The 24,376-nt window shown below is 30.5% G+C and carries 20 protein-coding genes and 1 pseudogene; 1 reads left to right on the top strand and 20 read right to left on the bottom strand.

Annotation, left to right across the window (positions count from 1 at the left end; all coding sequences use genetic code 11):
• Positions 1–194: 194 nt before the first annotated feature.
• Positions 195–1,532: a right-handed parallel beta-helix repeat-containing protein gene (locus ACREVX_RS13690; RefSeq protein ID WP_431544747.1), complete on the top strand. Its 1,338-nt coding sequence runs from the start codon at positions 195–197 to the stop codon at positions 1,530–1,532.
• Positions 1,533–1,573: 41 nt separating this feature from the next.
• On the opposite strand, the gene ACREVX_RS13685 is transcribed toward ACREVX_RS13690, so the two are convergent.
• The 20 genes and pseudogenes from ACREVX_RS13685 to ACREVX_RS13590 all read right to left on the bottom strand — a co-directional run bounded on the left by ACREVX_RS13685 (position 1,574) and on the right by ACREVX_RS13590 (position 24,355).
• The gene (locus ACREVX_RS13685; RefSeq protein WP_431544746.1) at positions 1,574–1,906 is read right to left on the bottom strand and encodes a hypothetical protein; all 333 of its coding nucleotides are present in this window, start codon (positions 1,904–1,906) and stop codon (positions 1,574–1,576) included.
• 54 nt (positions 1,907–1,960) lie between these two features.
• Positions 1,961–3,136, bottom strand: coding sequence for a hypothetical protein (locus ACREVX_RS13680; protein WP_431544744.1), 1,176 nt, complete (start codon positions 3,134–3,136; stop codon positions 1,961–1,963).
• A gap of 31 nt (positions 3,137–3,167) precedes the next feature.
• A complete protein-coding gene (locus ACREVX_RS13675; protein WP_431544743.1) occupies positions 3,168–4,529 on the bottom strand; it encodes a glycosyltransferase in 1,362 nt (453 codons plus the stop codon).
• A 70-nt stretch (positions 4,530–4,599) separates the two neighbouring features.
• Positions 4,600–5,790 carry a beta 1-4 rhamnosyltransferase Cps2T gene (gene cps2T / locus ACREVX_RS13670; RefSeq protein ID WP_431544742.1) on the bottom strand — a complete coding sequence of 397 codons (1,191 nt, stop codon included), beginning with the start codon at positions 5,788–5,790 and terminating at the stop codon, positions 4,600–4,602.
• A 20-nt stretch (positions 5,791–5,810) separates the two neighbouring features.
• Entirely contained in the window at positions 5,811–6,437 is a 627-nt protein-coding gene (locus ACREVX_RS13665; RefSeq protein ID WP_431544741.1) for a CpsD/CapB family tyrosine-protein kinase, read from the bottom strand.
• Positions 6,437–7,105 (bottom strand): YveK family protein, encoded by a 669-nt coding sequence (locus tag ACREVX_RS13660; RefSeq protein WP_431544739.1) that lies wholly within the window; start codon positions 7,103–7,105, stop codon positions 6,437–6,439. The genes ACREVX_RS13665 and ACREVX_RS13660 overlap by 1 nt, the downstream gene beginning before the upstream one ends.
• A gap of 17 nt (positions 7,106–7,122) precedes the next feature.
• A complete protein-coding gene (locus ACREVX_RS13655) occupies positions 7,123–8,166 on the bottom strand; it encodes a glycosyltransferase family 2 protein (protein ID WP_431544738.1) in 1,044 nt (347 codons plus the stop codon).
• A 4-nt stretch (positions 8,167–8,170) separates the two neighbouring features.
• Positions 8,171–9,259: a glycosyltransferase family 2 protein gene (locus ACREVX_RS13650; protein ID WP_431544737.1), complete on the bottom strand. Its 1,089-nt coding sequence runs from the start codon at positions 9,257–9,259 to the stop codon at positions 8,171–8,173.
• On the bottom strand, positions 9,256–10,212 hold the full coding sequence (locus ACREVX_RS13645) for a glycosyltransferase (protein ID WP_431544736.1): 957 nt from the start codon (positions 10,210–10,212) through the stop codon (positions 9,256–9,258). Before ACREVX_RS13645 ends, ACREVX_RS13650 begins: the two co-directional genes overlap by 4 nt.
• Positions 10,205–11,722 (bottom strand): oligosaccharide flippase family protein, encoded by a 1,518-nt coding sequence (locus ACREVX_RS13640; protein WP_431544735.1) that lies wholly within the window; start codon positions 11,720–11,722, stop codon positions 10,205–10,207. Before ACREVX_RS13640 ends, ACREVX_RS13645 begins: the two co-directional genes overlap by 8 nt.
• A gap of 51 nt (positions 11,723–11,773) precedes the next feature.
• Positions 11,774–13,858 (bottom strand): glycosyltransferase, encoded by a 2,085-nt coding sequence (locus ACREVX_RS13635; RefSeq protein WP_431544734.1) that lies wholly within the window; start codon positions 13,856–13,858, stop codon positions 11,774–11,776.
• 27 nt (positions 13,859–13,885) lie between these two features.
• Positions 13,886–14,551 carry a sugar transferase gene (locus ACREVX_RS13630; protein ID WP_431544733.1) on the bottom strand — a complete coding sequence of 222 codons (666 nt, stop codon included), beginning with the start codon at positions 14,549–14,551 and terminating at the stop codon, positions 13,886–13,888.
• A gap of 121 nt (positions 14,552–14,672) precedes the next feature.
• Entirely contained in the window at positions 14,673–15,605 is a 933-nt protein-coding gene (gene galU, locus ACREVX_RS13625; RefSeq protein WP_431544732.1) for a UTP--glucose-1-phosphate uridylyltransferase GalU, read from the bottom strand.
• Between the two features lie 745 nt (positions 15,606–16,350).
• Positions 16,351–16,443: pseudogene (locus ACREVX_RS13620) on the bottom strand (AAA family ATPase); the annotation flags it as partial.
• Positions 16,444–16,512: 69 nt separating this feature from the next.
• Positions 16,513–17,007 carry a type III toxin-antitoxin system CptIN family toxin gene (gene cptIN / locus ACREVX_RS13615; protein WP_431544730.1) on the bottom strand — a complete coding sequence of 165 codons (495 nt, stop codon included), beginning with the start codon at positions 17,005–17,007 and terminating at the stop codon, positions 16,513–16,515.
• Between the two features lie 362 nt (positions 17,008–17,369).
• Entirely contained in the window at positions 17,370–18,614 is a 1,245-nt protein-coding gene (locus tag ACREVX_RS13610; RefSeq protein ID WP_431544728.1) for an O-antigen ligase family protein, read from the bottom strand.
• Between the two features lie 41 nt (positions 18,615–18,655).
• Positions 18,656–20,560: a hypothetical protein gene (locus ACREVX_RS13605; protein WP_431544727.1), complete on the bottom strand. Its 1,905-nt coding sequence runs from the start codon at positions 20,558–20,560 to the stop codon at positions 18,656–18,658.
• A gap of 1 nt (position 20,561) precedes the next feature.
• The gene (locus ACREVX_RS13600) at positions 20,562–21,653 is read right to left on the bottom strand and encodes a glycosyltransferase (protein ID WP_431544726.1); all 1,092 of its coding nucleotides are present in this window, start codon (positions 21,651–21,653) and stop codon (positions 20,562–20,564) included.
• Between the two features lie 78 nt (positions 21,654–21,731).
• Entirely contained in the window at positions 21,732–22,829 is a 1,098-nt protein-coding gene (locus tag ACREVX_RS13595; protein WP_431544725.1) for an acyltransferase family protein, read from the bottom strand.
• A gap of 200 nt (positions 22,830–23,029) precedes the next feature.
• Positions 23,030–24,355 (bottom strand): O-antigen ligase family protein, encoded by a 1,326-nt coding sequence (locus ACREVX_RS13590; RefSeq protein WP_431544724.1) that lies wholly within the window; start codon positions 24,353–24,355, stop codon positions 23,030–23,032.
• Between the last annotated feature and the right edge of the window lie 21 nt (positions 24,356–24,376).

Raw genomic sequence — 24,376 nt, 5'->3', positions numbered from 1 at the left:
GAAATACAATAAATTCTAGAATTACTTGGCGAAGCGAACGCATCTGTAGTAATATATACTTTTAGTTATAGCATCCTATAAGGAAAATTGATACCTTGGACTTTCAGCCTTGAATCAGCCTTGAACCCTTGGGTATACTATAGTATAATGTAACTTATATCAAATTTAATAATACGAATATAAAGGGTGAATATATGGGTTTTTTAAAAAATAAAATAACTATTATTACAATAATATTACTGGTAACTATAATATCAATTTTCACTGTTATAACTATTAACAAACAAAAAGATTCAGACTTTCAAAACGTAAATAGAAGTGATATAAAAAAATATTCATTAGACATAACTGGAGATACAGACACTTCAGCAGGTTTTCAAAAAATGGTAGACTCCTATCCCAGCGGAAGTACAATAGAATTACCAGAGGGAGAATACCTTCTTAATGCTACTATCAATTTAAAAGACGGTATAAGCTTAACTAGTGATGCCGACGTCATAATCCGCGGTACCGGCAAAAACACATTGTTCTCAGCTGGTAATGATAATACTTTCCACGGTTTAGAGTTTCAAAATTGCGGTACTGCAATAAATGTTACTGCGAAAAAGGGACTCAAGGTATCAGATTGCAGATTTACAAATAAAATCGACTTTGCAGCTATTAATTTTTCCGGCTCAAGTGACAGCTCAATTACAAACTCATTTTTCTACGATATACTCAAATATGGGGTACTAATAGATAATGATAGTTCTAACATAACAATTGATAAAAATAAGTTTGATAATGCTAAAGTTTTTGGTGGATACGCAAAAGAACAAATAAGTGGCCATGTTTACTCTCTAAATGGAAGCAATATTAAAGTAACAAACAACATATTAAACAATAGTGGTGGGCAAGGTGTAATATTCGCTTATAATTCAACAACTGGAAAAGGCACAACAAACTCCGTCGCAAGTAATAATCATGCCGAAGGTAATGGTCAAGAAGGTGCAACTATCTACGGAGGTGACAAGAAAGCTTCCAGTGGAAATTCTCTTATAGGCAACACCTGTAAAAACAACAGATTTAATCAAATAGAAGTATGGCAAACTGACAATAACATTGTTAAGAATAACACCGTAGAAGAATCACTGCCTGGCATTGGTAATCTAGGAGCAATATGTCTCTATGATACAACTGGAACTACAGTTTCCGGAAACAAAGTGTTGTCTGCGCAAACTAATGGCATTGACATAACATCCGGAAGCTATAAATGCACTATAATAAATAACGATATACGAAACACAAACGGTAAAAATGATACTAATAAATCAGAAGTGGGTAATGGGATACTACTTGACTCAAACGGAAAATCTCAACCTCAATATATAACAATTAAAAACAATAAGATTAGCTCGAGTAATGGAGTTATAGCTAAGAGTGGTATCTATTCCACTGCTAATACCAATCAACACAACGAAATAAATAACAACACAATATCCGGTTATGAGACTAGTCTTCACGAATATGCTAAAATGACAATTGGAAAATAAAAAAATGAAAGACACATCTGAGCTAAGATGGTCTTTCATTTTTATTTTGCTTTTTTAATATCCTTAGATATTTCTATAATTCTGCTATCGTTATATGATACTTTCATAGTTATTGAGTTTACGTCTATTTGAAGTCTATCAATTTTATCATCAATAATTGCAATATGTTCAGCATTATCTTTATATCCATCCAATAGGCCCTCAGTGGTTGGAATAAGTTTCCCATCTATTTTTGCACTTATTTTCTTAATATCATTTTCAATAATATCAAGCCTTTGAGTGTTTTCCTTAAACTCAGCTTTTATACCTTTAAAACCCTCTTGCATTTCTGAATACATTTTGGTCATAAATTCAAATATTTTATTATCATCCATAATTATCACCTCTACTCATTATATCATTATAAAGTATAATAAAGTATCTTTATATTACTCAATCTCCTCAGGTCTCCACGCGCTTAGAATCATTCCATAGATAATCCAATTTATTGGATTAGTAAAATACCCTCCATAAATCTGATATAAAAAGCTGAACAAAAAAAGATTTGCCAGTAACATATTCCTTTTGAAAAGTACATTGATTGTTAAAAATACAATTAACAAAACCAAATATAAGATTCCAAATACTCCGCCTTCTGCAATGAAATATGGAAATGAGGCTGCAACTACTGCTGTCATTCCAGTTGCCTTAAAAATTTTCCTTGTGTTATCGGTGTTTAGATTACCAAGCCCTACTCCAACACCACTCGTCTTAGTTACGGCAGTGCTAGTAAATTCTTGAGTAACATTTACTCTATAACTATTAGAAGAATCTTTTCCATTTAACGTATCAATTGTTCTCATATACATAGATGATTTAGTAACAATAAAAAATACTATAGTTAAAGTAAAAATTATTGTTAACCCATATCCCACTAAAATGTTTTTAAAATTAATCTTTGAGACAATTGTTATAAATGATACGATGGCTATAGTTCCAAGCAGCATTACAGTAGACCCGTAAGCTCCAGATAATATTAGTAAAGCTATGTTATCTATCATGTATATTATATACTTAACTCTTTCTTTACGGACTTTTTCCTTAATAATTAAATACATTAATATAATAATTATAAAAGATAAGTGAAAGCCTAGTTCGCTAGGTTCTACATAAAATAAATTTAGTCTTACAAGATTATATTTATTTATAGTATCATGTAGCCTCCATAAATATTCATTTGACTTAAATATAAAAGCTATTGGTGTAAGAATTAAATATATTCTACAAACATAATTAATAAATTTCTTAATTTTAAAATCATGTATTCGCGCACTTATAAGTATCATTAAAGAAATGCATAGAGTGATCTTAGAAATATTAACAAAAAGCTTTTGCATATCCAGATTTTCTATAATCAGTCCTTGAAGGATACCGTAAATTACTATAGGCAGTGATGCTATTATTAAAAGTGAAATATCTCTTTTTCTTTTAAATATAACAAAAGTGATACCAAATGCGGCCAAAGCATAAAACAGGTCTAAATTGCCACTTAAAGTTTTACTGACAAAAGGAAGACCTGCAAACATCTGGTGAAAGCTATATAGTAATGCCATTAATATTTCCATTAAATCATCTCCTTCGGAGCTGCAACGTTAATCACCTCCTGTACAATAACTTTACGTCTTTAGTGTGTTTTCCCATTGTATATATATTTAGTAACTCATTTATATTTCGATTAATATAGGACAACTTTTTTCTATTTTTTATTATAGTTTGTAACTTGCCATATAATTCATCCTCGTCTGCTTTGATTACGATTCCTGTAACTTCAGGAATTATCATATCTTTAAACCCTACAAGATCTGTTATAATTACTGGAACGCCATAAGAAAATGCCTCTAGGGCTATATATCCAAATGTCTCATACCAAATACTCGGTACCACCAATATATCTGTTTTCTTGAATATATTCTCTAATTCGTTGTAATCATAAGTACCATTTAACTTTACTTTCCCATTAAATTCATCTGTATCTATATTTACGTTTTTCCCATAGACGTTTAATTTCCATCCATTAATCTTATTTTTAAGTAACTTCTCAAGCACATCAAGTAGAAAATACAAACCTTTATATTTTTCAATGGATCCGATATATGTTATTTTTAAAGGTTGATCACTATTACTACTTTTAAGTATTCTATTATCCTCTATATTTGAATGAGTAATATTAAGAACCCTGCTATTTTCATTGTCTATATACTTCTCATATGTATCTTTTGCAACACTGCTATTGTAATGAATAAAATCTATATTATTCAAGATATCTACAGCATATTTTCTTAAGTTTACATACCCAGCCGCTAAAGCATCATTGTTATTATTACCTTTACTACTTTTATTACTTTTTTCTTTTACTTGTTGAGGTTTTGCTTTATTTTCAGGTTTAGTTTCATTATCAATGTTAGCTGCATTTTTATTTTTCTTTATAATTAAACTCTGCTTATACGCTCTCAGCTTTTTTATAATAGGACTGGATTTAAAATTTCTATAAATCTTTGACTGCATTAATGTAACTAAAGATTTACTGTAGCCATTTGCGTTACATTCTATACAATTCTTCCCGTTATCATAGCCCGTGCATATATCCCCTTGTAAATCAATAAGATTAACCTTAGGGCATATTCCAAAATAATCATGAGATGTAAATATGGTTTTTATATTTAACTTCTTTGCAGCTGATATCAGCTCTTTATTTAGGCCCATCAATGTATGGATATGTATAACTTGCACCCCTAGACGTTTTAGAAAATCAATGTAAATATCCTCATCTACATCTTTCAAATAGTCTAGTGGACTTGGCACTCCACTTAATAATGGAATAAACATAGGATTTACTATTTCAAAAACCCCAGCTCCTCTAAAAAACTTTTCTTGATTAATCCGTAGTTCTTTATTAAGCGAGTAATGTCCAGGATATAATAGGGAAACTTCATCACCATTTGCAACTTGGCTAGACATAAGGTCTACAGAATATTTAGTTAATCCCCCAGTCCTAAAGGGAGGGAGTCCAAGAGAATAATGTAATATTTTAATAACCAATCGCCTCCTTCATGTCCTCATACTCGCAGAAAAGCTCTTCATAATCGTGGACAATTTTGCCCCATGAATAATAGTCTATAATAATATTTGTAGCTTTTTTAGCTAATATTTTAATTTCATTTTCTTTTAATTTTTCAGTTTTATTTATCAATGATTCTAAATTACCTTCATCTTTATTAAAATATAAAGCACCGTCAGCCCCAACTTCCGTATTAAAATTAACGTCTAAAAGCAAATTAATATCAGTACTTGAAAGTGCTTCCAGCAGTGAAGGATTTGTTCCTCCTACTTCATGTCCATGGACATATGCAAAGGCTTCTTCTCTTATTTTCTTTAGAAGTTCATTGTCATATACAGTTCCTACAAACTTTATTCGCATGTCGGATGTAAAGTTGGTGGCCTTTAGTAAATGTTCATAAAATTTGTTTTGCTCCACATTTGTAATTATAACTAGGTCTTTAGAAGTCTTTGACTTCATAAATTCTCTTATCATGGTTTCATAGTTATTCTCTGGTACAAACCTTCCAACTATTAGATAATATTTTTTTCTTTTTACAGAAAACTCATTTAAGAAACTAGTTATTTCCTCGTCATTTCTATGGAGCTTAGATCTATCAATTTCAGCCCCATAAGATATATAAAGAGTCTTTGGATTATAAGCTTCATACTCCTGCTGTATATATTCCTGCATACCTAGGGAATCACATACTTGCATATCTGAATGTTTAACCATTAATTTCTCAGAAAGTTTCCAATAAGCCCTTATGGGAGCACTCCACTTACTTCTTTTCCATTCATGTCCATCTGGATTTATATAAAGTTTTACTCCTAAATCTTTTAACTTCTTGTTGAAAAACGGTAAAAATGGTCCAATACGACAAGCAAGAATAAGAATAACGCAGTCAGTTAACTGGTGCTCCTCAATATACTTTATAGACTTACTTAAAGCTTGTATATCATACAGAATCGCTTTAGCACTGCCTATATTTTTAACTTTAACATTAAAACATCTAGCCTTGTTATAATAAAACTCTTCTACATTCCCATGAAGGTTAAGGCAGGCTACATGATACATGATCTCTTTACTTTGTTTATAAAAAGTTAGTTTATCTACGAAGGTTTCAAACCCTCCATAGTTTGAAGGTATTCCTTTTGATCCTATAATAAATACATCTTTCATCTCTGCACCTCATCTTTGTTTTATTTTATTTTATTTAAAAACACGCCCAAAATATTGGCATTTGCTTTTATTAGAATCTCTTTAGCTTTTGTTGCTGTTTTTCTTTCTGTTTTACCGCTTTTTACTACAAGCACACAGCCGTCAGCTTGCCCAGATAATTCTCGTGCATCTACGCCGCCTGTAAGTGGCGAGGAATCTATAATAATATAATCAAATTCTTTTTTTAAAGCTACAAGCATGCCACTAAACTTTGCTGAAACAAGAAGCTCCGCATAATTTAGAACCTTTGATCCAGAAGTTACTACAGATAAATTCTTTTGGCGAGCATCTTGGATTGCCTCTTCAAACTTAATATCTCCAGCAAGAAAATTCACAAGTCCACTATCATTTGATAAACCAAACATATTATGTAAGCTAGGATCTCTTAAATCGCAATCAATAAGTATTGTCTTTTTCTCGCTACTTGCAAGTGCTATTGAAAGGTATGTTGCAGTAGTTGATCTACCTTCGCCTTTCTCTGCACTAGCTATCATAATAACTTTCCCCGCGTCCACTGGACATAGAAACTGAATATTTGCTTTTAATTCGTTAAACACTCCGGAATTAATTTTGTCTAATTTAATATCTTTATGTTTTGTTTTCTTCATTAAATATCTCTCCTTTTCCGTCTAGGTAACTTTCCAATAACCTCAAGTTCTAAGTATTTTTCTACATCGGCCTTAGTCCTAATTTTCTCATCGAAAAATCCTATAAAGGTTACAATAAATACTGAAAGGAAAAGTCCAAGTAAAAATGCCAATATAACATTAATAATTTTAAATGTACTATTTTGGATACCGCTTTGGACTGTATCCTCCATTATTTTTATTGACTCTGTTGGATATATTCTCACAACTTCTTTTGCAAATGAGCTACTAACTGCTTTAGCTATATCATTAGCCTCTTTTTGTGATTCTCCATTAGCTGTAATTGTAAGTATTGGAGCATCAGCTGATACAGTAATTTCATACATGCTCTCAACGTCCTTAGCAGTTATAGCTCCCTTAAGGGCTGTACTAACCTTCTTTGGAATTGTGCTGGAGCTTGCGATGTCCTCATAGGTAGTATTTGTATCCGCTGATTTAGCTATGTCTTCTTTTTTACCTAATATAACACTTGTTTTTGTCTCATAACTTACTTTTGAACTTTTCATTGAATAATAGCTAAATGAAATAGCTGCTAGTGTTAGTAGCATTGTTATCAGCAGTATCGCCACTTTACCTCTTTTTATAACATTTATAAATTCTTTATAGTCTACAGTAGTATCACTGGTCATATTCATACCTCCATGGTTTATACTTTTCTATGATCTTGTATATTATTATGTATTAACTTAAGTCTTATAAAAAATAATATTAATACAATATTTTTCGTTTTCATTAATTTGATAATCAGTTTATTGAATTTGCCATTTACATTAGAAACTTTTAAGTTTATTTGAACCTCTTTCGAACTTATTAATTCCGATACTTTTATATATTTATTTTTAAAACTCAAATTACTTTTAGTGGAAGCTACTACTCCATAAAAATATTCAATTATACGATAAATGAAATGTGTTGCCTGGTACTCTTTGGCATCTTTATTATATTTACCCCACTCTTTTAGCTTACTTATAATCGCGTCGTTTTCCATGGAAACAATATTTAAGTAGTTTTCGTTGTACTTCATCCATACGGGGTTTGAATTCTCAATTCGATAGCTATAAAAAGCTTTGCCTATTACAGTGCATTTATCTATATTCTGATAATAGTTAACATTAAATAATGTATCCTCTCCACGTTTATAATTCTCAAATTTTAAATCATATTTTTTAATGATCTCTGATTTGTAAATTTTATTCCATAGAGTATCTCCAATTTCTTCTTTTCTCAGGAGAATGTAATTATCCAAAATTTCATTTTTAGTATTAAAATGATGTTCTGCGTTCAATACTTTTACTCTTTTTAGAGTTTCTCCGCTTTCATCTACAGTTACATTTGTTTGCCCTGATATAACTAAATCAACGTCCTTACCTTTAATAGTTTCATACATTTCTTTTAGCAAGTCATCTTCATACCAATCATCGCAATCAAAAAATATTATGTATTTACCTATAGATTCATCTATCCCTCTATTCCTTGCTGCCCAGGTTCCCTGATTTTTTTTACTAATAACCTTTATTCTAGTATCTTTTCGGGCATATTCATTACACATATCAGCGCTTTTATCAGTAGATCCATCATCTATTATTATCAATTCAAAATCTTTGAATGTTTGATTTATTATCATCTCTATACACTTATTAATATATTTTTCACCATTATAAACCGGAACTATAATACTTATCTCAGGCATAAAATCACTCCTTTCTGAACTTGCACGCTAGGGTAAACATCATGCCATAAGTTCTTGTTTTAATAAGTAAAGCATTCATTTTTTCTTTGAGAGTTAACTTATTATTGCCTATTATTTCAAAAATTTTTAAAGCCTTTACCTCATGGTCAACTATTTTTTTAAAGTCATAGTAATTACTTTTATCTCCCGTTTCACAACGCCATACCCAATATTTATTATGTATTACCCACAGTGTTTTCATCATATATAGTCTATAAGAATGAATTAATTTCTCATAAAGCTTTGGATCCTTTTCTATATAATCCCTCATGATATAACAACCACAAAGCATATCCTCCATTGATTTTATGGAAAATGTTTTTGTAAGTGAAGCTTCTCTTTGCCTGTAATAGTAGAGCGGCTCACTTGTTGAAAAAATCTTCTGGGAATTTGCTAATAATAAAAAACCTGCTGGGGTATCTTCACATACTTTAAAATTAGGAAACAGAATCTGATTTTCAGTGAAAAGTTCCCTTTTGTGAAGTTTATTCCAAACATAAGCTTTCATATCATTTGATAAAAACATCTTAAGAGCATCAGTTTTATCTATATGACCGTCTCTTGCCATACCTTCTATTTCATATTTATTAGTTTTATGTTCGCCTTCGCCCTCTTTGTTTACTATACGTTTATCTGCATTTTGATTATCATTTTTGTCCTTATACAATATATAATCACATACAACTACATCTGCACTTTCTCTTTTAGCTGCTTTGTACATTTTCTCAAACATATTTGTTTCAACAAAGTCATCCGAATCAACAAATGCGATGTATTCTCCCTTAGCTGCTTTTACCCCACTATTTCGAGTTTCACTAATACCTCTATTTTCCTGATTTATAATAATAAGCTCAGGGTATTTTTCCTTATATTCTTTTAGTATCTTTCCACAATTATCTGTAGAGCCATCATTTACTATAATAATCTCTTTGCTTTTGATAGTTTGAGAAGTAACACTATCTAGGCAAGTAGCTAAGTATTCTTGCACATTATAAACAGGGATTATAATACTGACACTTACATGGTCACCGACGTGGTCGCCTACTGTGTTCACCTAAAGATCACCTTCTTCAACTTATGCACCGTAATATCCTTTAATAAAACTCTTAAATATTTTGAATACATATAACTTTTAGCAATTAAATAAATTCTGTAAACTTCATTTCTTTTCTTGTATAGTTTTGATTTATCAAGCCCTTCTAAAGCTAAACTATATTTTTTCTCTTCTTCATTATCTATTGTAATATTCTGTAACTGTTCTACTGATTGATTTTCAAACCCATGTTTCACTCTGTCTTTGTACATCTTAACAACGTGTTTAGAGTATAGAAGCTGTTGTAATGAATTGCTTTGAGAAATGCCACCGCTTCTAACTCTATACCTAACTAAAAATTCATTTATATTTGCAAGCTTAAACCCATTAGTTATAAGTCTTAATAAAAAGTCGTAATCTTCTGCGCAGGTTATTTCTCGGTAACCTTTGTTTATATCCGAACATTTTTTCCTAAAAAGCCATGTTGGATGACTAGAAAAATCCACGTTTAATAAGCAGCTCTTAATAAGTCTCATATCCTCTGGTATCCATTCATCCCAATATAACTCAACTTCGTTCTCATCCATATTAATGCACCGAGCACCTACAAAATCTACATCTGGATGTTTATTTAAATAATCCATTTCTTTTTGGATCCTATCAACCATTGATATATCGTCTGCATCCATTCTTGCTATAAAATCACCATGCGCATAACTTAATGCTTTATTTAAGCTTTTAACTAAGCCCATGTTTTCCTCATTTTTAAAATATCGTACTCTAACATCTTTTTTATTATAAAATTTAATTATGTCTTCCAATTTCTTATTATCAGGATTATCCAAGATAATAATAAATTCTAGACTTTTATAACTTTGATTAACGATTGATTCTATTGCCTGCATTAACCATTTTTCTTTCTCGTTATATACACTCATAATTACAGACACTAACTGCCCTTTATCATCACTCATGAAAATCACCTCTCACTTTTTCAATTGCTGCCATAAATATATTTTTCTCATAATTATTAAATCCCATTATCCAAAATACAATGAAATATATTATTGTAAATAGCAAGCCAAAAATCAATATTGAAATATATGTTGTAGGACTTAGAATTTTTATAACGATGAATCCTAGACCAAATGTAATTAAACTTGGTATTACTAGTTTTAATATTTGAAGCCAAAAGTACTTTATATCTAGTTTTATATAATATTTGTAATATAAATTGTTAGAAACAGCATTTATAACCATGCCGATTGCTGTAGCAATTGCGCAGCCCATTGCTTGATATTTCTGCACTAGTAGGATTGATAAGAACACATTAATAACTGCAATAGACAAGTATATGTAAGCCTTAATCCTATGTTTGTTCATCGCTTCTAGCATTGTAGCAAAAAGTGATTGAATGATTGAAAAGATTTGAGGGAACATTAGTACAATGGCAATTGCATAACAATAGGAATATGAATCTCCAACCCACCGAATAATGAACTGCTTACCTACTAAAACAAACCCTACAAAAATATAACTACATATGTAATATTGAATCCGTCCTACCTTGGTTAGTAATTTCATAAGTTCCATTTTGTTTTCTTCTACCGTAACTATTTTCGTTAGTTTCGGCAAAAACATACTTGATAACACGTTAGATAAAGATATAAAGTATGTATTAAATTGCGTTGAAACTGCGTATACAGCTATAGGCGCAGAACCTACGAAAATTGCAAGGATTAGTTGATCTGTATTCCAATATATTTGATATGCTATTGCACTTAAAAATACGAAAAATGAATACTTGAATATTTCTTGAAACAGCTTTTTATCAAATGCACCAAATTTTATTTTAAGGTTTAATAACTTAAAGCAATATATAACATTAACTAACCCAAGCATAAGGTTAAAAACTGTTGACCCAATAACCATTCCAAATGCTCTAGACCCAAATAACAATATAGTTATCATTATTGCAGGGTTTAAAACTGTTCGTATTAGATTAATTAGTTTTATATACACAAACTTTTCATGTGCTGTTATTATTGAATTAAATATACTCAGTGGAAACGATAGTGCAATATTCGCAATAGCTACCATAAACATTTGTTTTGTTTTGATTATTTCTACTGCACTTAGACTGTTACCCATGATTTTATCCAAATTAAAATAAATTATTGTTCCTATGAAGAGGGATATAAGCCCTAAAATCACATATAAAGTTAAAAACATTCCATTTATTTTTTGCCTGCCGTCTTCATTTTCTTCTACCATATATTTAGAGTTATATCTAATTACTGCATTCCCAAACCCCATATCTAGCAAGTAGATATAAGCTACTATAGAATTTACTAAAGAAAATAATCCATATTCCGCTTTGCCAAGTTTAGATAACATAAACGGTGTATACATAAGTGAAATTACGTTCCCAGCTATAATAGTAATATATGTTATAACTACTGCTTTTCTCATACCATTCTTCAAATCTTTCTCACCTCTATTACATGCTTTTGCTTTTACTGCCTCATTATTTTTTTACTTTGTAAAAGCTTCTAATATTTTCTCATAATTTTTTATAGCAAATGCATTGTCATATACTTTGATTTCAACATTTTTAAGTTCTTCTATTAATTTAGGAATTTCATCTAGGTCCTTTACAAATTTAATGTAATTTAGATCCTTTAACCAATCATATGTATCTTTAACTTTATGATTGTAATTTGCTATAACTATGCATGGCGTAGATGTAATTGCGCAAAATACCATTCCGTGTAACCTATCCGTAATAACTACTTGGACCTTTTTGAATTGATCCCATTTCTTGTTTAATTCTTTTCCTCTTTGATTAACATTAATCATATATTCCAAAACTTCATTTTCGCTGCCCTTGCATTCTGCTAGTGTATCCGTGATAATTATATTATCAAAAATATTTTTCGCCATATCATTAATTTTATCTTTTTGACCCTGTGATAAAACACCTTCTCTATCTTTTCTAAGGCTTAATAGCGCACCGTCCCTTTGATATCTGGGGAAAGTTTTATTTAAATACATAACAATGTCTGGAGTAAAAATCACATTATTGCTTGAAAAAGCCTTTTGCATTATATTGAAAGATGTAAGTTCTCTTGCAACCATAGTCAAATTTTTATGACCATTATAAATTATTTTAGTTTTTTCAAATTCTATTTTGCCATTCTCGGTGTCTTTAAAATAAATTGATTGAGGAAATACAATAATCTTGTTATCCTTGAACTCAGATATAATTTTTCTTCGTCCCTCTTCTTCCCAGTAGTATTCATCTCCTAAGTTTCCACCACCATGTAGTGCAAACACATCATCTGTTTTAACATTCACTCGCAAACTTTTTAAATGATCATTTAAATCAGTTGTAGTTATTTCTATAATTGTATGATCCTTAAAATGATCCTCTAAGAACTTATTCTCCGCATAAACAATAGCCTGATCTCCCAAGTTACCATGGTTTGGTGTTCCTATAAGAAAAATGTGGTTTTTATCCTTATTTGTTTTATATAAATGGTTTGTTTCTTGATATCCTTTTTCTAATATCTTAATATATTTTATTTTGTTTCTAACTCTTCCCGGAATAACCGGTTTTAATATATTGTTTATTTTTGTCTTGTTCACCTTATGTTTAGGGTAAAAAGACATATAAAAATTAGGGTGATTACATATAAACGTTAATGATGCTTTTTGTTTTAATCCCATTTCCTTATTATCTTTTAAAGTTATAGAGTTTTCTTTTAGCTTATTTAAAATTTCTTTAATCTCTTTTGTAAATTCATTTTTCTTGTAATCAAGTACCAATATGTCATTCAAACAAAAATGTAATCTATTAAACATTTGTCTGTCACATATACCTGCAAGTGATGGTTCTATTTTTTTTATATATTCAAGGCATTCCATATTAGCCTGATAGTAATCATATCTTTTGCCAGGAGTGTTGCTGCCACAAATACTGTCCTCGCGCATAAGATAATAATATTTAGGACTTTTTATCTCCACGATTTTACTGGATAATGAAAACAATTTGTATGTAGTAAATATATCCTCAAAGCACCTGCCCTCTGGATATCTAATAGTCTCAAACAATTCTTTTTTATAAAGTTTGTCCCAGGCAAAGTTCTTCATGCCGCTGTACTCATCAAGCACAAGCTCAGATAAGGCTTCGCATCTTGAGAATTCCTCAGAGACTTCAGCATCTGAAATTGTTGTTATTCTACCGCCGCTTACTATATACCTACCACAAACTGAAATATCAGCATTATGCTCTGAAAGAGTTTTATAAAGTGATTCATACATGTCTTTTTCAATCCAATCATCCGAATCAACAAATCCTATATATTCACCACTAGCAACATCAATTCCAGCATTTCTAGCAGAACTTAATCCTCCATTTTTTTTATGGATTGTTTTAACTCTATTATCCTTTAAGGAATATTCATCACAAATATCTCCGCAATTATCAGGTGATCCATCCTCAACAAGGATGATTTCAATATTTTTATACGTTTGATTTAATATACTGTCCACACATTTTCTAATATACGGCTGCACATTGTAAACTGGTACTATAATTGAAATTAAGGGGTTTTGCATTCAATTCACTCCTATTTGTTTAACTTATTACCTTGCTCCTTCATCTCCAAACAGTACTCCCACTGTTTTAAAGATAAGGACTATATCTATCCATGTATTTCTATCTTCTATGTACTCAACATCCATTTTCATCCACTCTTTAAAGCTAACATCGCTTCGTCCATTTACTTGCCAATAACAAGTTAAACCTGGTTTTGCAACTAATCTACGCTTTTGAAATGGTGTAAACTGTACTACTTCCTTAAGTAAACTTGGTCTAGGTCCAACTATGGACATATCCCCTTTTAGTATGTTAAAGAGTTGCGGAAGTTCATCTATGCTTGTCTTACGTACGAACTTTCCAATCTTAGTTACCCTAGGATCATCTTTCATTTTAAACATAGGTCCTGACATCTCGTTATCATCTTTAAGCTCATTTAGAAGATGTTCAGCTTCTGTACACATTGACCTAAATTTGTACATTGTAAATTTCTTGCCTCGTTTCCCAACTCTGCTTTGAGCGAAAAAAACAGGCCCCTTTGAATCGAGCTTTATCCATATGGCTACAATAATCATCACAGGGCTTATTAATATTAATCCACTTAAAGCACCTATAACATCAATTATCCTTTTGATTATAAAATATCCAATATTTTTCTTATATCTATTATTTGTCTCCGTTATGGATACTTCAAATTCTCTTTGTTGTTGCACTTATATCCCTCCCATTTTTTAATCCTTTATTCTTTTCTTAAAAGTGTGAGTTAACCATATGTTTTGTGGAGTTCCATCACCCTTTGCTATTTGAGTATGTTGCTTAGTAAACTCATACTCCTTAATCAACGTACATTGCTTTGCTGGAAGTTTCATCTTTTACATCTACGTATAGGCCTTTAAATTTATCATTATCTTTTAAAGTCTGTAGGTACTCCATAAATGGAACCTTTAACTCATCTCTTTTCAAAGCAAACTCTACGGTCGCCTGTAAAAATCCTAATTTATCACCTACATCATATCTACGTCCGTCGAAAATGTATGCGTTCATTTCTTGAGTTTCGATTAATGTCTTAAGTGCATCAGTTAACTGAATTTCTCCACCTTTACCAGGCAATGCAACATCCAAAATATCAAATATCTCAGGAGTTATTATGTACCTACCAAGTATAGCTACATTAGATGGTGCTAAATCCACACGTGGTTTTTCAACAAGATTATTTACCTTGTATACATTGCCGCTAACTTGAACTCCATCAACTATGCCATATTTATCTACATTTTCCTTATCTACTTCTTGAACTCCTAAAATCGTAGTTCCCTTTTCCTCAAAACAATCCATAAGCTGCTTTAAACAAGGTGTATCTGCATCCACTATATCATCGCCTAGCATAACAGCAAAAGGTTCATTACCTACAAAGCCCCTAGCGCAATTAATAGCATGTCCTAGTCCCTTAGGTTCCTTTTGTCTTATGAAATGTATATTAACCATATTTGAGATATCCCTAACCTGTTTAAGTAGTTCATCTTTATTCTTGTTTTCAAGTTCCAGTTCTAGTTCCACTGATTTATCAAAGTGATCCTCAATAGATTTTTTATTTCTTCCTGTAATAATTAATATCTCTTCTATACCAGACTCAATAGCTTCCTCGATAATATATTGCATTGTAGGCTTATCAACTATAGGTAGCATTTCTTTAGGTAGTGCCTTTGTAGCTGGCAAAAATCTTGTTCCAAGTCCTGCTGCTGGTATAATAGCTTTCTTAACTCTCATATAAATTATCTCCTTTATTATGTAATGCATTGATTTCATTTTTATATTTGCTATGTATATTTTCATGTAACATTTCAATATAACATCGGCCTCAGCTCCGCAGGAGATGATTTTACAGCCAAAACGTTCCTCTATAATTGCTTTAAATTTTCTATTTTTATTATATATCCGAGCAAATGTTATATCAAATTGATAATTCGCCAACTAAGTATGTTATTTGCCGTATACTCCAAAATACGTTAAAAGATTAATGACTTTACCTTTTAAGACATAAAAAGACTAGTTTAGTTCATTTATTATACATTTAATATCTTATTATTTAATTTAATTAAAATTTATCTAATAAATACATCTTAATAATAACTTTTGTTCATAAATTGTAACAATTTAATGTATACGTATTATTTTCTGACTTTCTTTTTACTCACCTACTACAATCATTGAGTTTAGTATACCTAACAAGATTTTTATACCAAGGCGAAAAAAAATCAGAAGCTAAATAGCTTCTGATTTTCACGGCTTTGTTAAGTTTTGTTTACGTTTTATCTTATTATTTAAGGATTATTTGTTGTGAGTTCGTTCACAACTAATTACATCCATTTATTGGGATGGGGTCGTATCAGCCGCCTAGTATATGGTATATACGGAGCTGGGCCATGATTGAGTGTGTTATAATAGGCTTACCATTTTGACAATCGTTCAAAACCTCATTATAATTTCTTAAATCTGATATTGGCTTTATATTTGGGCTTACTCCAGTCATAAAAATCCTCGCAAAATTATCTGCGGTTTCATCCTTTAAAGCCTTATAAAAAGCTTTAACAAAGCCCTCACCATTTTAAAAACTTCCTTTTACCACAAAAGACCACTAAGATATTTCAGTGATCTTTTGCTAATGAATGCTCTGCTATATAATATTATTTATTTCTCTAATTAGGTCTTTTTCTATTTGTAGTACATCAGGAAAAATTAGTTTTTTTCCTTTTCTATGCAAGGCTAAAACTCTCTTAGCCTTTATAATTAGTTCTTTTTCAAAAACTCCATCTAATCTTACGGGAATATTAGCTATATTGTCTACATATTCATTTTTAATGTAGCGTGGTATAGATGGACACATATTCTGAATCAAAAATGCTTTTTCATGTCCTAAGACTTCACCAAATGCGATGGTGTCACATATTCCATAACGATCTACTTTTTTCTGATAATGAAACCTATATTTCGATACCTGTGATGAAAAAGGAATCAACCAAAATAACGAGGTTGTGACATCATATATAGTATAAAAACAAGGACGATCATGAGCGACAGCCTGTACAGTTTCTGAATTACTCATTAGTTTACCATCTGGAAAGTCAATGAAATAATTATTGTTCAAAAAATAAAAGTTTCCTATTTCCATTTCTTCCTCTATCCCCCCATAAAATTAAAACTCTATCCAAATTAAGGATAGAGCTTTAAATACATTTGAACTCGATCTCTTGTTAGTCGCATATCGAGTAGCGACAAATATTTGAACTCGATCTCTTGTTAGTCGCATATCGAGTAGCGACAAATATTTGATAGCTAACTATCTAATAACTAAATTGTACAGCTTCTTATACAAAAAGTCAATGTTGTTTAGACATTTTTGTATTTTACGTAACTATAATAATTCAATTACACTAATATTATATGCTGAAATGTGTAAAAAAATACCCATCCAGAAGCAGTATTTCTTATTACAAATGCAATATTTTAATTCTATAATCCATTTGAATTTAGTTACTCCTTTTGAGGATTATACAATAAGGCTTCTGCAGTAGCTAATAAAACCCAAAAATAAGTTGTTACTTTGGGCACAAAAAATAAATTGTCTGATAAATTCATAAATAAGAAAGCAATCAAACTTGCCATTACACCAATATAAAATGCTTTATGAAATTTATCACAAGTATCGGTATACAGTTTTTTAATTCTAAATAGTGAGGTTACTATTATACCTAAGAAAGAAACTATTCCTATTATTCCTAATTCACTTTGTACTTTTAAATACGAATTATGGTTTGGATAATTCTGATATGCATAATATTTTAATTCTTTATACTTACTTACATATTCATTATATCTTGTAACAAAATTTCCATTACCAACACCTATCACAGGGTGGTCTTTTATCATATATATAGCAGTTTTCCAAAGCTTAATCCTTAATTCATTTTGGGATAAATCAAGAACCCCTTTAATTCTTATAGCAACAGACGGGATGAAAAATAACAATATACCAAAACCACCTAACGCAAAAATCAACTTAATGCTATAAATTAGGGTAAGAATCAATAATCCTAATACAAAACCCAACAATGCATTTCTAGAAAAAGTCATCAATATATTTGTTATTACTAATATTGAAAGTATTATATAAAATATTTTTTTACTCTTGTTTTTTTCAAAGACACTTAACATAATCACCGGAAAAATAATTAGTATTAGGTATGCCCCAAAAGCATTGGGATTCGAAAATGTGGAAGTTATTCTTACAGTTGACCCAAAGTCATAAGCTCTTTTAAATGTTTCATCCAGTGCAAACCCTGTAAAATATTGCATTATTCCTATGGAACTTAAAATAACTGAAATAAATATATAGCATTTTAATAAAGTATTTATTTGCTTTTTATTATTGAACTCGTATTTTATAATAAAATACAAAAATATATTAGTTATAAATCTTGCACTCTCAGACAATGCTAATACCTTATCTGCGGCATAGAAAGTAGATAAAAGCATTATGCAAATTAACACCGCCATAAATATACTCAATTTATCAGTAAAGAAATCTACAATACCCGTAGCTAAATTATCTCTACATTTTTTAGAGACTAGCAAATTCACCATATATATAAGGGCTATAAGTAATAGGACCAGATTAGTAACTGCTATCCCCTCAAACTTGATTTCTTCTGGAATCAAAGGTAATAATATAATATATACACATACTGATAAAAATGAAACCTTTCGAACATAATGCATCTTTACACCTCTTTTCAAATAATATAATAGTTTTAACTGTTTTATTCCACCTTTTGTAGTATGGGCCCATCATTATTTTTGCTTACCTTATAAAGTGTATCATTTTTTATGGATTGTATCCCTCCCTTAAAATTTTCTCCATACATTTTGTTAAATGCATCATTTGTTTTATATATATACACGTAAGTATACTCATTTTTTAGCTTTAGCGCCCAATCCTTAGCAGATATATCTTGAGTCCAGATATCACTTTTATAATAAGGTTTACCAATGCTCCAACTATCCTCGCCTAAATTAGTTTTCACAGGCGTTATGTTATACCTGCTCACCCAATAATCATAACCATTAGTTGCCACAGAAATTATGTATACTTTGTCCATTTCATAATTTAGTATTCCACTTATATTTGTTATAGGTTCATAACGCTGACGTTTCACTATAGTATTTTGTACATAAGCAGGCGCCAATACAATATTCCTTGTAACAGGAGTCAAATTAATAGTAAATAGCAGAAATAATAATATAATCAGTGGGTATGAAAGCTTATATTTAATGTCATTCACTTCTTCTTTTAAACATGCAGTGGCAGTAAGAAACATCAGAACCCCTAATATGTATGTACTTGTATATCTAGAATATGATGCTAAATTAGTAGCCTCATACTCTGAGTATGTAAACACATATAGGATTAGAAGTGATCCCGTATATAATACACCCCCCATAAATATACCACTAACTACTAATTTAAACCGAATTTTTTCCTCATCTTTACAAACAAAAGCTAAAATCATTACAGAAATCGCAAGTAGTATTACTATCCAACTCATAAATGATAATTTAAAAGTATAGTCTGTTAAAAAATGCTCTGTAATAGCATTGAAAAAGTTCTTTATTGTTATCATTTGATAGTGCTCTGCATTTCCATTAAATAAATCCTTAATATTTTCAAGACCAACCTTACTCGTATTCCATGCCACATTAGTTTTTGTAATTTTAAGATATATGGACCATGAATACTTTGATATTAATGTGAACAATATTGGACATAGCAGTAATGCTATTCTTTTAAATAGGTTAACTCTATTTCCTTGCTTAATATAACTCTTTATATTCGCTCTTTGAGTTATCAAAAGATCTAAAACTATTACCATAATAGCAATAATAGCCAGTCCAAATCCAGCAGACTTTGTAAGCGTCAGTACAAATAATGTTAAACTTATACTAAGTATTTTAAAAACGCTTATCTCGTTTACATAGTAGGTGAAAAGTACATTTGATATCATTACTCCCATGATTGCATCAACCATTATGCTAGAGTAAAAGTCCTGGAAGAATGCCAAAGGCAAAACTAATATTAATAGAAATCTAATAACTATTTTATCATAATTTCTCCACTTTAGGTTACTAAAAATAGGTAACACTAAAGAAAAATATAATATATTCATCGCCCTATATAAGTTATCTTCGCTAAAACTCCCAGATAGTTTTACCCATAAGTACTCAAAAAGAGCAGTTGCCGGTGGATACCCCCTAAATGTGGTAGTTGATTGTGGGTGATTACCAAGAGCATCAAATATGTACATGTTTTTAACCACAGTTCCCCAATGGGAAAATTCATCCCAAGATGTAAGCATTCTTCCCCTTTGTGCCCACCAATTCACCACAAAGAATACCAAGAACATTACAAGTCCTGGGGTCAGAATATTTCCAGCAAACTTTTTTCTATTTAGGTATAAATAATAACATGAGAAAATGGCACTAATACTCCCAAGTGTTATTATAATGTATACACCCATTTTAAGTACTCCCACTAATCCCGACAAATATAAAATCAAAATCATTATAAAAATCCACAAGTATAGTGTTTCTTCTATTTTTTTGTCAAACGTCAAAGAAATCATAGCAGCTCCAGAGCATAACAAAACAACTATGAATATTAGATACATTTTATATCTCCTCTGATATATATGTTTTCTTGAAAACCCATTCTTTTTGAACTTTATAACTCATAATGGATAAAAGGCCGTCTATCATAACTTTAATAACAACTACAGAATGACCAAAAATAAACCAAGTAGCAGATACACTTAGTCCCGATACAATCATTAGAGTTATACATAAGACATAATAACGAACTAACACCAATTTATCATAAGTTTTATGTTTAAATACTGCATTCTTATTTACATTATAGTTAAATAAAGATGACATAATCCTAGCTATAATCGTGGATAATAAGATGAAATAATCAGGTGTTATATTCTGCAAAAACTTAGCACCCATTGTAAATAAAAATATATCTAATATAAAAGATATAAACGATGACGACATAAATTTAAAGAAAACTCCGTAAATTTTTATGGAATCTTTTATTGGATCAAAATGAGATGATTTATTTTCTTCTATATAAATGGTATCAATATACACTTCATCAATATCAATATTCTTATTTTTACATTCAAGCAGCATATTAGTTTCATATTCAAACCTTTCTCCATTAACACTCATTAAATCCAGTGCAAATTCTGAGGAGATAGCGCGAAGCCCAGTCTGAGTATCACTAATTCGCATCCCAGCGAGAATGCCAAACATTCTTCTAGTCATTATGTTTCCAAACCTGCTTCTAAAAGGAATGTTAGATGTTGAAAAGTTTCTAGACCCTAATATTAATTTATCTGGATTATCTATTAACCTCTGAGACACTTTTATAATATCTTCAATGCTATGTTGTCCATCAGCATCCGCAGTAACAATTCCAACGCAATCAGTGCAATTGCTAAGAAAATAATTAAATCCAGTTTTAAGAGCTCTTCCTTTTCCCATGTTCTTTGCATGAACCAATATACGGCACTGCTTTTGGAGCCCCAGCTGATCAAAAATTGGTTTATACTCCTCCCCGCTTCCGTCATCCACTATACATATATTCATAAAGCCTGCTTTTATAAGTTCCCGTATTAAGGTAGTAAGTTTATTATCCGGGTTAAAAGCTGGTATTAAAATCGAAATGTTTTTTAATATATCTAATTTACCTTCACTCATTATCGCACACTCCTAATAAATCTTTATATTAGGATTATGCCCAAATTACCATTAAACAAACAAAAATACTTGGAGATATTACTCTCTTAGTATTTTTTTAAATTTTATATTCATTATTTTTGTAAAGGGATATTCAAATATTTTAAGTGATAGAACTAAAGCTAACATAACCGCAAGCAATAGATAAACTATTTTCCAGTGCTCAGGGAACATTTCAATTATATAATCATTTAATTTATAGTGATGATATGTTGATAATACTAAATGATGTATAAAATATACCTGAAGTGTCCTAGTTCCAAATCTTGTTATAAATAATTTACATTTTGGAGTTATATATATTATTGCCAGTGATAGAATCGTAGATAATCCATAAAACATTAATCTATAAAAACCGCCATGTAGAGGTCTGTCTAAAGATAAAAAAGAATTACGTCCAGTTAAAAACCCTCTGAATACATACATTTCTTCTCCATATAAAAGAATTATTATAAATAGTGCTGTTATACATATTAAGGATACCCATTTTAACCAAGAGCATTTTAAAATCTTAATCAGATGATCTTGCTTGAAATAATAACCAAGTATAAAATATGGGAAAAAGACTAATATCCTTGATAAACTAAAAAGATCTTTAACCGATACTACTTTATAATATCCTGCCATAATTCCTATAAAAACTGAAATAACGATTACGAATAATGGTTTTATATCTTTTAGAATATACGTAAAACAAAACCAAACACTCATTGCTAACAAATACCACGGAATACCAGCTTCTACTAAAAATTTAAAATCCAGCTCTGAATTCCCAATTATATATTTGGCTAGAATAAAAAAGCAAAATTTCATTAAAAAATATAGTGTTAAAAATGAAAACACTTTTTCTATACTAAGATGTTTTCCCTCTACAACTGTTTTAGAAAAATATCCTGAAACAAAGATAAACAAAGGCATATGAAAAGTGTAAATAAAAATATATATATCCCTCATCATTAGTGAATCAGATGTATAAAAATCTACAGAATGACCTACTACAACTAGGACTATTAGCATAACTTTTAGATTATCCCAAAAGAAAACTCTTCCACTGTCGTCCATTTTTAATGTTTTATTATCTTTATGTTTATCATTACTTTCATTGCCGCGTAATATTTCATTGTTATAGTTTTCCATTGTTATCATTCCTAACTTCAAAATTATTACAATAAGAATGATTATCGACTAGCTATTTAATAATTACTGAAAAACGAATTATCGACAAATTATTCATTGTAGTATCTTATTATATATTACATTTTACTATAAATTTTATAATTCATCAATCCATTTCAGAAAATACTTCAAATTTTTCAAATAATGAACAAATTATTAAGTCATTTTTTGTAATGATCCAGCACAGATGCGAATCCAATACAAAACCATATAATATAGGTTGCTTGAAAATTCAGCAGTATGAATGACTGAAATAAACTTAAAAATGCTGCCGATCCAATAGGGAGAATAGCGCAGTAACGATAACCCTTTGGAATATTATTAAGTTTCTTTAGTATATAATAACAGGCAGAAATTAAACTTGCAAGATACATAATTAATCCTACAAGGCCCCATCCCATCCAAGTTTCAAGTATAAAATTATGTGCAGGCCTTGGTGCTAGCTCCTCCACAACTACTTGCTTGCCGGTATCTTCCTGAGTAATTGGAACTTTCCCCTTATATGCTACAGCGAAAGTACCTGCTCCCATAATAGGGTCTTTTTTTATTGCAGTCCAAGCTTTTGACCAGAATATGCTTCGCACAGCATCACTCGCATCAGTAGATGATGTGGCATCTTCCGACGAACCCTCAGGTTGTGATTGCTTAGCAAGCGCTGGCAATCTACTTACAATAAATGAAAATGATCTATATACGTTTCTACGGGATTTCATGAAATTTACTGACGCGGAAAGTATAGTTACCATACTACATACAACCATAAATAATATAATCCTCTTCCATGAATACCATTTAAATCCGAATAACAACATAAATGAAACAACTATTACTGCTCCCATAACTACCCAACCTGATCGACCTCCTGAAAGAAATGCAAAAACCATACTAATTCCTATATTTACATAAGAAATCCCAGAAACCCATGATGGCAATCTTTTCTCTTTGCTTTCTTTTATAGCCCATACAGCGAAGGTAATAAGCATGATACAAACATACATATATATATTAATATTATCTAAAAACATAAGTTTTCGAATATCCGAGAATCTAAAACACTCTATTATTTCCCTTATGTTTAACGCGGAATAGACAACTAATAGTCCACCCAAAAGATGGTTTACCTTTGGTTTATATTCATCCATTATAAAAAAAACGACTGAACCCAGTATTAATGATCTTATAGGCCATGTTACCAAGGCAAATGATAAATGTTTAATAGCTCTCGCCCCAAAAAGTATAACAAAATATATACCAAACGTGAACAAAACCCAAAACACTCGTTTTGAAAGTTTTGTGAAAAAATAATTACGTTTATATAATCCACGATATATAAACAAATATATAAAAAATCCTATTGCAATTATCTCTGACATGGCAATGCTTACAGATAATTTGTCCACTGGAATTAGGATCACAGTAGAGGCTATTAATAAACAGACTAATTCCACAACCCAAAAACGTTTGTTAAATGATAACAAAAACCCCATTCCTTTCTCTCCTTTCTGCCC

The sequence above is a fragment of the Clostridium sp. genome (assembly GCF_050717545.1).
Classification (GTDB): Bacteria; Bacillota; Clostridia; order Clostridiales; family Clostridiaceae; genus Clostridium_AD.
Note: the sequence above shows the minus strand (reverse complement) of the source record. Positions and strands in the feature narration are given on the sequence as shown.